Origin of the sequence: Flavobacterium sp. KMS, assembly GCF_000813005.1 — a bacterium.
GTDB lineage: Bacteria > Bacteroidota > Bacteroidia > Flavobacteriales > Flavobacteriaceae > Flavobacterium.
Window position 1 is genome coordinate 32,134 of record NZ_JSYP01000027.1, and the last position, 11,965, is coordinate 44,098.

Consider the following 11,965-nt stretch of genomic DNA (forward strand, 5'->3'; position numbering starts at 1 on the left):
AATTTTTAAATTGGAATTTGGAATTTATCCCGATAACTATCAGCATTGGAATTTTAAGTTATTATTGAATATTATATTCGTCTAATTTTCGATAAAGAGTTGCAATCCCTATTTCGAGTAATCGTGCCGTTTCGGCTTTATTACCTTTTGTATAATTAAATACCTTCTGAATATGCAATTTTTCTACACTTTGCATAGAAAAAGCCGACACACTTTTATTCGTTTTAACTACTTGGTGTTGCATTTCATAAGGCAAAACATCTTGAGTTAAAACATCGCCATTTACCAGAATAACTGAGCGCTCAATAACGTTCTTTAATTCTCTAACGTTTCCTGGCCATTGGTACGATTCCATTTTTTGCATAAACCCTTCATCAATAGATAAAGCTTTCTTATTTATTTTTTCAGAAAATTGCTTTACGTAATAATGTGCCAACGGCAAAATATCCTTAACCCTTTCTCGCAAAGGCGGAATCTTAATTTCAAAAATATTCAACCTGAAATATAAATCCGAACGAAAACGGTGTTCTTCACTTTCTAACTTTAAATCTCGATTGGTAGCTGCAATTAATCTAAAATTCGATTTTCTTGGCTTCGTATCTCCAAGCTGAATGTATTCGCTTGTTTCCAGAACACGTAATAATTTAGCTTGCAGTTCTAATGGCATCTCTCCTATCTCATCCAGAAATAAAGTACCACCATTAGCCTCCTCAATATATCCTTTTTTATCTTTAATCGCTCCCGTAAAAGCACCTTGTTTGTGTCCAAACAATTCGCTTTCCAGAATTTCTTTACTAAAAGTACTGCAGTTTAAAGCCACAAACGACTTACCAACTCTGTTACTGTTTTCGTGAATTGCCTGAGCAAAAACCTCTTTACCAGTTCCGGTTTCTCCCATCAAAAGCACAGTCGAATCTGTTTTAGAAACCCTTTGAGCCAAATCGATAACCTGCTCAAGCCCTTTAGATTTTCCTATAATATTATCAAATGAGTATTTATCGGAGATTCGCTTTTCAAGTTGTTTAACTTTCTTTTGCAATTGTACTTTCTCCAAAGCTTTGTATAAAAGCGGGATAATTTTATCATTATCATCACCTTTTACGATATAATCAAAAGCGCCATTTTTCATGGCTTGAACACCATCAGAAATTTTACCGAAAGCCGTCAATAAGATAACTTCTGTAAACGGGAAAGCCGCTTTTATTTTCTGAAGAAAATCAACACCATTTCCATCAGGAAGTTTTACATCACACAACACAGCATCAATATCATTATGTTCTAACTTTTTGAAGCCCGATTTTAAATCTGCTGCTTCAAAAACTTCGAAACCTTCCGAGCGTATAATTCTGGCGAGAAGATGGCGTAATTTTTCTTCGTCGTCAATAATAAGAATATTTTTCAAAATGGGGATTTGTGAATTAGTTTTTCAAAATTAGTTATTTTACCCATTTGTCAATTAAATACTTCCAAATACTTTTTTAGCATAAAACAATCTACCCTTTTATTTAGGAGCTAATCCCGCTGTACACTATATCTTTTATGGCATCCCGATAGCAATCGGGACAGCCATAAAAGGATGCCGTTCCCATCAGGGCTAGAAACAAAACAGATTGCTCAGACCCTAAAATATCAACAGAACGATAGCACAGAGATACTTTCAGTTACTACGAGTTTTGAATTGACTCCAGTTAAAGCTAGAGACAATTCAAAACTTAATGCATATACTCTTCTCAATTAATTTTACTTCTCATTTTTTATATTCCCTACCAAAATTCATTTTAAAAAAATTCATTTTATTACTTTTACAGATTCAAAATATAAATCAATCCCGATTCTATCGGTACTAAATCATAGATTACAATGTCTGTAGCAAAAAAAGATTACAAAAGAATTACTACCAAATCATTAATTGAGATGAAAGCCAATGGGCAAAAAATCTCAATGCTTACGGCTTACGATTATACAATGGCCAAAATTGTTGATACTGCCGGAATCGATGTAATCCTTGTAGGAGACTCAGCTTCGAATGTAATGGCTGGTCACGAAACTACCTTACCAATTACTTTAGACCAAATGATTTATCATGCATCGTCTGTAGTAAGAGCTATCGAAAGAGCTTTGGTTGTTGTTGATTTACCTTTCGGAAGTTACCAATCAGACCCCAAAGAAGCATTGCGTTCTGCTATCAGAATCATGAAAGAAAGCGGTGGTCACGCAGTAAAATTAGAAGGTGGAAAAGAAATTAAAGAATCAATTAAAAAAATATTAAACGCAGGAATTCCAGTTATGGGACATTTGGGTTTAACACCACAATCAATATATAAATTCGGAACATATACCGTTCGTGCCAAAGAAGAAGACGAAGCCGAAAAACTAATTGAAGATGCAAAATTGCTAGAAAAAATTGGTTGTTTTGCTTTAGTTCTTGAAAAAATCCCTGCACATTTAGCTCAAAAAGTTGCCGAAAGCATCTCTATTCCTGTAATCGGAATCGGAGCTGGTGGTCAGGTAGATGGTCAGGTTCTTGTAATTCACGATATGTTAGGAATGAACAATGAGTTTAGTCCACGTTTCTTAAGACGCTACATGAACTTATACGAAGGAATGACAACTGCAATTAGCCAATATGTTGATGACGTAAAATCTGGAGATTTCCCTAACTCTGGTGAGCAATATTAATTTTTTAAGGCACTAAGGTTCTAAGCAACAAAGGTTCAAAGGTTTTAAAATTGAATAGCCTCCTGCTAAAGCAGGAGGAATATTTTAAGTTAATCAGGCTTTAGCCAAACTTCTTTAAGGTCCTAAAATGCTAAAGAAATAAGGTTCTAAGGTTTCTTCTTAGCATCTTAGAAACTTAGCCACTTAGGAACTCCAAAAATAAACTATGAAAATCATTTCCAATAAAGATAATCTCCAGGTTCTACACGAAGACAACCATATTATTGTTGTAAACAAACGCGTAGGCGATATTGTACAAGGTGACAAAACAGGCGATAAACCACTATCGGATGTTGTAAAAGAATACATAAAAGACAAATACAATAAACCTGGTGACGTATTTTTAGGTGTAATACATCGATTAGACCGTCCTACAACTGGAATTGTAGTTTTTGCCAGAACAAGCAAAGCATTAACGCGTATGAACGAATTGTTTAGTAATCGCGAAACTCAAAAAACCTATTGGGCTGTTGTAAAGAATAAGCCTGTAGAAACAAGCGCCAAATTGGTTCATTTTCTAAAAAGAAACGAGAAAAACAATACTTCAAAAGCGCATTTAAAAGAAGTTCCAGATAGCAAATTGGCAAGCTTAGATTATACAGTTTTTAAAGAACTTCAGAATTACGTAGCCCTCGAAATTAATTTACATACAGGAAGACACCACCAGATTAGAGCACAACTATCGGCTATTGGATCACCTATAAAAGGAGATTTAAAATATGGTTTTGACCGAAGTAATCCTGATGGAGGAATACATCTTCATGCCCGAAAATTAACCTTTATACATCCAGTAACCAAAGAACCACTTACCATTATTGCTCCTACTCCAGATGAAGTGATATGGAATGCCATATGATTTTTAGATAAAATCACTTTTATTTAAAATTTTAAAATTAACTTGCATAGTAAAAACTAAGCAGATTTTAAAATGGACTATAAAAATGACATCGGTTACAGAAAAGAGACGCTTAAAAAACTATTGTTCAACATACAAAAAAGCGAAGATTTAATCATTAAAGCTTTGTATGATGATTTCAAAAAACCTGCTTTTGAAGCCGTTCTAACCGAAACCAATTATGTTATTTCGGAATTAAAAGATACCATTAAAAATATTTATCGTTGGGCAAAACCACAACGTGTTTTCCCATCGATACTTAACTTTCCTTCTACCGATTATATTTACAAAGAACCTTACGGAAAAGTATTGATTCTTGCTCCTTGGAATTATCCTTTTCAATTAGCTTTATGCCCATTAATATCAGCTGTAGCAGCAGGAAACAAAGTCATTTTAAAACCATCAGAACTTACTCCTAAAACTGCCGAAATTATAACCGAAATCATTCAGAAAACATTTCACATTAATCATGTCGAAGTGGTACAAGGAGGAGTTGATGTTTCGCAAAAACTTTTAGAGAAACGTTGGGATTATATATTTTTTACAGGAAGTGTAGCCGTTGGGAAAATTGTAGCAAAAGCCGCTGCAGAACACCTTACTCCTGTTACGCTGGAGCTTGGCGGAAAAAACCCATGTATTATAGATGAAACTGCCAATTTAAAACTAGCGGCAAAAAGAATTGTTTGGGGAAAATTTATAAATGCAGGACAAACCTGTATAGCCCCCGATTACATCTTGATTCATAAAGATATGAAAACTCATTTTATAGGATATCTAAAAGATGAAATTAATAAAGCTTACGGCGCAAATCCCGAAGAATCACCAGATTTTGCCAGAATTATAAATACCAAAAACTGGGTACGATTAGATAGCATGATCGAACCTGGCAAAGTGGTTTTTGGAGGACATACCGATGCGAAAAAACTTTATATCGCACCAACTCTTATCGACGAACCAGGTATGGAAAGTAATATTATGCAAGAAGAAATTTTCGGACCATTATTACCTATACTTGCTTACAAAACCGAAGCTGATATAAAAAACATTATCGAGCAATACGAAAAACCTCTTGCCTTATATGTTTTTAGTGACAACCAGAATTTTACAAAAAGAATAATTACACGTTACTCATTTGGCGGAGGATGCATTAATGATACCGTTGTTCATTTTTCAAATAACAGGCTTCCGTTTGGAGGTGTTGGTCATAGTGGCTTAGGAGCCTATCATGGCAAATTAAGTTTTGATACTTTCTCTCATCATAAAAGCATTGTAAAAAAAGCCAACTGGCTCGATTTACCAATGCGATATGCACCATATAAAGATAAATTAGCGACTATTAAAAAATTATTAGACTGGATCTAAATTTATCTTAGTTTAAACAATCAGTTAATCAAAATTATTTTCCGTAACTAAATCAGATAATTGCGTTAAATCATTTTGCTAAAAACCCGATTTTAACTTTGCCGACTTAAAAAATATACTATATTTACTTCTGATATTTTATAAAAAGATAATCTAAAAAAAATCCAAAATATAACGAATAACTACTTTCAAAAATTATGAATCGTACGCAACAACGAATAGAAGAAATCAACAAAATTGGTTATCAATTAGACTTTTCAAATGTATTTAACCATGCTTTCGAAAATTATAAAAAAATAGCGCTTTACGCAGGATCTATTCTTCTTATTTTTTACTTTGTACTTGCTATTTTCGGTTCGAGTATTGTGATTTCTTTATTTGGAATCGGAAGTCTAACAAAAGAATCTATAGAAAACTTACAACATCTAAAATTATCTGGAAATTTCCTTATAATATATATGACATCTATGATTTTATTGGCTGTATTTATTGCTCCCTTTACTGCTGGATTTTTAAAAATGGCCGATTGTGCAGATAAAGACAAAGAATTTAATTTTGCTACAATTTTTTATTACTACAAATTACCATACTTAACAAATATCATAGGAGCTACTTTTATTATATCGGTTATAAGTATCGCCATATCAATAGCGACAGAAATGATAAATCTATCAATTTATGGAACAGTAATTTCATTACTAATTTCGCTTTTTACTTACTTAACAATTCCATTAATTGTCTTTGGAAATTTTAATGCCATTGATGCTATTAAAACTAGCTTTATGCTTGTTTCAAAACAACCTCTAATTCTTATTGGGTTATTAATTGTTGCCGGAATCGCAGCAATGGTAGGATTTATAGGATGCTGTATTGGGGTAGTTTTTACCCTTCCTTTTATTTATTCTATGACCTATGCAATTTATTGTGCAATTATCGGTGTAGATACATTAGACGAAATTGAAGAATCTAAATCAGGACCAAAAACATTTTTATAACAGATAGAATTGATATAATAATTTCTCCAGGAATCTATTTAATTAAACCTAAATTAACCAAAAATCTATGGTATTTTACTGTAGTTTTATAACAATGATATCCTCATGGCCAAACCTAACAGGCTTGGCCCATAATTTATTGTTATTTAGCGACGTAAACCTCCAATGGATTGTTTCTTACAACAATCCTAAATTTCCTGCACTAGGACTGGCTTTATTGGGCTTTATTATTTTTTTGGGTTATCATTTTTTCAATATAAAAAAGCAACTAGGTAATTTTATCGAAAAAGAGAAAGAAAATGATACTACTGATAAAGAGTATCTTCTCTATTTTTTGTTTTTTGGGATTACCATTATTGTAATAGAGATTGTTAATGAGCTATTTAAAATTAGGCCCAAAAGCTTACTTATCATTAACACCTCGATTGGTCTTTTCTTTTTATTATTCTACTTTATAACTAGTAAAGTTAAATACTTACGTAAAAAAGTACAATTTATCTTCATTGTATTATTTTTACTATTCTTTGGTTATATATTACGCAATATCATTTCTCTTCCTAATGATATAACCCCAATAATTAGTTTTGTTGTAGCCTATTACTTTTCGTATACTATTTTAAAACCTATAAAATTATATTGGTTTTTTACAGCCTTATTATTTTTGTTTTTAGTTGATGTTACTATTTCACATTCTATTCCTTTAAAAACATCTGTAATTTTAATTAATTTTTCTCTTATTGTATTTGTTGTCAACTACGTAAAATATGCTGTTTTATTAAACGAAAACGACAAATTTCGGTTTTCTAACGAAATAGTACATAAAGGAAACTCTCTTACAATTGCCAGTAATCGCAAAGGAGAAATCTTATTTTGTAGTGAAACTATAATCGATATTTTAGGATATTCACCCGAAGCAGTTATGGGAATTGGGTTCTGGAATCTTACAGAAGATCCCGAGTTTATTGGCGAAGATTACCATTTAACTTATATCGACAACAAACTCTATATCCGAAAATTAAAATGTAAAAACGGAGAATATAAATACATTCAATGGAAAGATAAAAAATTCTCAGAGGACCTAATAATTAGTATAGGACAAGATATAACGGAGCAAATAAACACTAAAGATTTATATAAAAATCTAATCCAGACCGCTACCGATTTAATTTTTGAAGCCGATGATGACGGTAACTTTACTTTCATCAATGAATTTGCAATTTCATCATTAGGATATTCAGAGTCAGAAATTATTTCTCATAATTATTCAGAATTCATTCACGTTGATTACACCATAAATACGGTGAATTTTTATGAAAATCTGGAAGAAAACTTAAAGAAAAAGGAAAATGATTTTCCTGCTATAGAAATTCCGTTATTGAAAAAAAATAGCGAAGAATTATGGGTTTCCCTAAAAGTAATTATCCGTAAAAATGATGCAGGCCAAATAATTGGTTATTCAGGTATTGCCAGAGATATTACAAAATTAAAAAATATTGAAAACGAGAATAAGATCAGGCATGAAAAAATTGAAGATTACAATACTGTCTCCAAAAAATTATCGACCACAAACTTCAGTAATTACGATGACATAGATAGTGTTGTAGAACTGATCATAAAAGAAGCCGCAATTGTTTCTAAAGCCAATCGGGTTAGCCATTGGAAATATACTGAAGATATAATTACTTGTACTAATTTATTTAGCGTAGACAATCACAAACTAGAGAAAAAAAAGATTTTAAAAAGAGAATTATACCCTATCTATTTTAACTCAATAAAAAACAAAACCATCATCAATGCTCCAGATGTTTTTAATCATTTAGAAATATCAGAATTTACAAAAGAAGCTTTCTTAATAAACGATATTAAATCGATGCTAGATGTTCCTATTTTTACGAATGGACAACTAACAGGTATTCTTTGTTTTGAATCTACCAAAACCAAACGGATTTGGGATAATGAAGACATCAATTTTGCCCGAACCATTTCGGATATTATTTCATTAGCAATTTCTTCGCAAATGAGGTTAATGACCGAGAAAAAATTAGAATTCAAAAGTCAGCTATTATCCGCACTTGCTTTATGTACCGAAAAGTTTTTACTAAGCAAAAGCACTTCTAAAATGTTTGAAGAAACCTTTGAAATAATAGGAAAAGCTACAAAGGTGGATCATATGTTTTATTATGAAAAAAATAATGACACCCATCTTGTAAGTCAGAAATACAAATGGGCAAGAGAAGGAATTACTAAGCAAATCACCGAATTACGAGGTTTTACCTCCGATAATTTACATGAGATATTCAATCAGGCTCAAAGCAAAAAAATCTTAAATACACTAACCAGAAAACTTAAAGATTCGTTTTTTAAAGAGCTATTAATAGCCAATGAAATCAAATCAATCTTGATACTTCCGTTATATATTAATGACGATTTTACTGGCTTTATAGGATTTGATGATTGTACAAATGAAAAAAAATGGTCTGAAGACGAAATTTATATTTTACAATCGCTTGCTAATAACGTTTCTTCGACCTTAGAAAGAAACAGAAATGAAGCTAGAATTCACGAAAGTGAAGAAAAATTTAAGCTAATCGCTAATAATATTCCTGGTACAGTTTATTTATCCAAATTTGATGAATTAGGCTCCAAAGTATTCCTAAACGATGAAATCGAGAATTTAACCGGATATCCAAAAACTGAGTTTCTCGAAAACAGATTATCCTTTATTTCCTTAATGCATCCAGAGGACAAAGAAAACATCATTAAAAACCAAATAAATGATTTAAAAAGAGGAATACCAATACATTGTGTTTACAGAATACAAAGAAAATCTGGCGAATACATTTGGGTAGAAGAATTTGGTGATGTAATTAAAAAAGGAAATACAATTGATTTTGTTGGTGGAATTTATTTTGATATTACAAGCAAAAAAGAAACTGAAGATGCTATAAAAGCAAAGCAATTAGCAGAAGCTGCAAATAAATCAAAATCAGATTTCCTGGCAAATATGTCTCATGAAATCCGAACACCTTTAAACGGAATTATTGGTTTTACAAATTTATTGATGAAAACTAATCTTCAGGAAATTCAGCAAAAATATATGATTACCGTTAATCAATCGGCTCAATCATTGCTAAATATTATAAATGATATTCTTGATTTTTCTAAAATAGAAGCTGGAAAATTAGAACTAAATATCGATAAATATGATATTAGAGAAATACTCAATCAAGTAGTCGATTTAATATTATACGAATCTAATCTCAAGAAACTTACATTAGAATTAAACATAAACGAAGATGTACCAAATTGCTTTTGGATTGACGTACTCCGAATAAAACAAATCCTGATTAACTTACTAGCAAATGCCGTTAAATTTACCGAGAAAGGAACTATAAAACTAAATGTGTCTGTACTCGATAAGATTAACGATACATACACAATACGCTTTTCGGTTTCTGATACTGGCATTGGGATTCTTGAAGAAAACAAAAAACGAATTTTTCAGGCGTTTTCACAAGAAGACAGCTCGACCACCCGCAAATTTGGAGGTACAGGATTAGGATTAACCATTTCTAATAAACTACTTAGTTTAATGGACAGCCATTTAAAACTAGAAAGCAAACTAAATATTGGAAGTACTTTTTATTTTGATTTAGATATAAAAAGTTGCGATACATATGTGCCTTATATTTTCATAAATGAGACTGAAAACAGTAATAGCACTTCTACTTTAAACAAAGACCTACTCACTAGAGAAATAAAGTTCCTTGTTGTAGAGGATAATAACGTGAATAGATTATTACTTAGAGCCACTATAAAAAACCTATTTGTAAATGCTATTATTTACGATGCCGAAAACGGTGAAGAAGCCGTTAGATTACACAAAGTAATTAATCCAGACATTATATTCATGGACATACAAATGCCTGTCATGAATGGATATGAAGCTACAAAAGCAATACGTAAATTAAAATCAGGTAAAAAAACTCCTATAATCGCAGTTACTGCTGGCGCAGAAAAAGATGAAAAGCAAAATTGCATCAATGCCGGAATGACTGGTTATATATCTAAACCAATTATTAAAGGCAGTATCGAGAAAGCTATAATTAAATCGATTTCCTAAATAGTAAAGAAATAGAAGATAAAAGCTACTATTTCAAAAAATATCAATAAATTCGTGTACATATAATTTCGAATAAAAACATTAAAACCATATAATTATGAAATGGCAAGGTAGAAGACAGAGCGATAACGTTGAAGATAGAAGAGGAATGTCGGGAGGTGGAAAAACTCTTGTGGGAGGTGGAATCATCGGAATTATAATTTTACTAGTAAATGTTTTTGGAGGCGAAAATGCACAATTAATAACTCCAGTTTTAGAACAAATGCAAGGTTCTCAATCAAACCAAACCGAAGCTGCTGCACCATTAAGTAAAGAAGATGAAGAAATGGGCAACTTTGTTAAAGTAAATCTCGCCGATAATGAAGATATATGGGGCAAAATATTTTCGGAAAACGGAATGACATATAAAAATCCAAAACTAGTACTTTTTAGAGGATCTGTAGAAACTGCTTGCGGTGGAGCTACATCGGCATCAGGACCTTTTTATTGTCCCGGAGATCAAAAGGTATATATGGATTTAGCCTTTTTTGAAGAACTAAAAACAAGATTTGGTGCCAAAGGTGGGGACTTTGCTATTGCATACGTTATAGCGCACGAAATTGGGCATCACATACAAACATTACTAGGCACATCGGCCAAAATGCGTAAAGCACAAGAAGGCAAAAGCGAAGCTCAAGCCAATAAACTATCTGTAGCATTAGAACTTCAAGCTGACTTTTATGCAGGAGTTTGGGCGCATTACAATCAGGCAAATTTAGATCCCGACGATATTGATGAAGCTTTAAGCGCAGCAAATGCAGTTGGAGACGATGCAATACAAAGTAAAATGCAAGGACGAGTTGTTCCAGACTCTTTTACACACGGAACATCAGAACAACGCAAATTTTGGTTTATGAAAGGGTTTAAATCTGGTGACATCAGTCAGGGCGATACCTTTGCAGAAATTAGATAAGAAGATAAAATCTCAAATTATAAAAAAAGCATGATAAATAATTATCATGCTTTTTTTATACCCAATATTGTCCGACTGAGCAGAATCGAAGTCTCGTAATATCATTTCTGTTTTTCCACAAACCAAACAAACCTTTACAACGTAGATGCACTGCGGTGCGTATCTACAGAAAACCTTTGTCCCTTTGAATCTTTGCCTCTTTAGAATTCATTTTAAACGCAAAGTACACAAAGAAAAAAAACGCAAAGGTTCGCAAAGCTATCTATCAAACTTTGCGAACCTTCGTGTAACCCTTTGCGTTCTTTGCGGTAAAATCTTTTGCATAAGACACTTGTACCGCCCTCAACTCTCTGAATCTCAAATAAACGCACAAAAAAAGCCTTGAATTTCTTCAAGGCTTTAAATTTCTGGGTGGATGACCGGGTTCGAACCGGCGACCCTCGGTACCACAAACCGATGCTCTAACCAGCTGAGCTACAACCACCATTTTTGCTTAGCGAGTGCAAATATAAAGTAAAACTTTACTTCTACAAAGAAAAAAATAAAAAGGTTCACTAAACTATTTATTAAACTTTATGAACCTCTGCATAACCCTTTGCAGTTAAATCTTTTTTGCATAAGACAATCTTTATCCCTTTGAATCTTTAGAATCCATTTTAAACGCAAAGCACACAAAGACAAAAAAACACAAAGGTTCGCAAAGCTATTCATTAAACTTTGTGTAACCCTTTGCACTCTTTGCGGTAAAATGGATCAAGAACAAAACCTGGGGAGGAATGTCAAAATAAAATAAGAACTTTGTAATCTAAGAATTTGAGATGACTCCTATAGACCTTTTAAAATTTATGCTGCCTGATTTTTTAGTAGAACACTTTGAAATAGTTTCTAGTACTAACACAGAAGAAGTACTACACCTTTAT

The 11,965-nt window shown here is 32.3% G+C and carries 7 protein-coding genes and 1 tRNA gene; 6 read left to right on the plus strand and 2 right to left on the minus strand.

Annotated features, from left to right (window positions below; genetic code table 11):
* Positions 1–61: 61 nt before the first annotated feature.
* Complete coding sequence (locus OA93_RS21625; RefSeq protein ID WP_165572128.1) at positions 62–1,405, minus strand: sigma-54 dependent transcriptional regulator; 1,344 nt, start codon at positions 1,403–1,405, stop codon at positions 62–64.
* A gap of 455 nt (positions 1,406–1,860) precedes the next feature.
* On the opposite strand from OA93_RS21625, the gene panB reads away from it, so the two are divergent.
* The 6 genes from panB to OA93_RS21655 all read left to right on the plus strand — a co-directional run bounded on the left by panB (position 1,861) and on the right by OA93_RS21655 (position 11,045).
* Positions 1,861–2,679, plus strand: a complete 819-nt coding sequence (panB, locus tag OA93_RS21630) for a 3-methyl-2-oxobutanoate hydroxymethyltransferase (protein WP_039116170.1) — start codon at positions 1,861–1,863, stop codon at positions 2,677–2,679.
* A 205-nt stretch (positions 2,680–2,884) separates the two neighbouring features.
* Entirely contained in the window at positions 2,885–3,574 is a 690-nt protein-coding gene (locus OA93_RS21635) for an RNA pseudouridine synthase (protein WP_039116171.1), read from the plus strand.
* Between the two features lie 72 nt (positions 3,575–3,646).
* Complete coding sequence (locus OA93_RS21640; protein ID WP_039116172.1) at positions 3,647–4,975, plus strand: aldehyde dehydrogenase; 1,329 nt, start codon at positions 3,647–3,649, stop codon at positions 4,973–4,975.
* 197 nt (positions 4,976–5,172) lie between these two features.
* A complete protein-coding gene (locus OA93_RS21645) occupies positions 5,173–5,970 on the plus strand; it encodes a hypothetical protein (RefSeq protein WP_039116174.1) in 798 nt (265 codons plus the stop codon).
* A gap of 94 nt (positions 5,971–6,064) precedes the next feature.
* Entirely contained in the window at positions 6,065–10,093 is a 4,029-nt protein-coding gene (locus OA93_RS21650; protein WP_240474775.1) for a PAS domain S-box protein, read from the plus strand.
* Between the two features lie 97 nt (positions 10,094–10,190).
* The gene (locus OA93_RS21655) at positions 10,191–11,045 is read left to right on the plus strand and encodes a neutral zinc metallopeptidase (protein ID WP_039116177.1); all 855 of its coding nucleotides are present in this window, start codon (positions 10,191–10,193) and stop codon (positions 11,043–11,045) included.
* A 410-nt stretch (positions 11,046–11,455) separates the two neighbouring features.
* Here OA93_RS21655 and OA93_RS21660 read toward each other — a convergent pair.
* A tRNA-His gene (locus tag OA93_RS21660) sits at positions 11,456–11,529 on the minus strand.
* Positions 11,530–11,965: the final 436 nt, after the last annotated feature.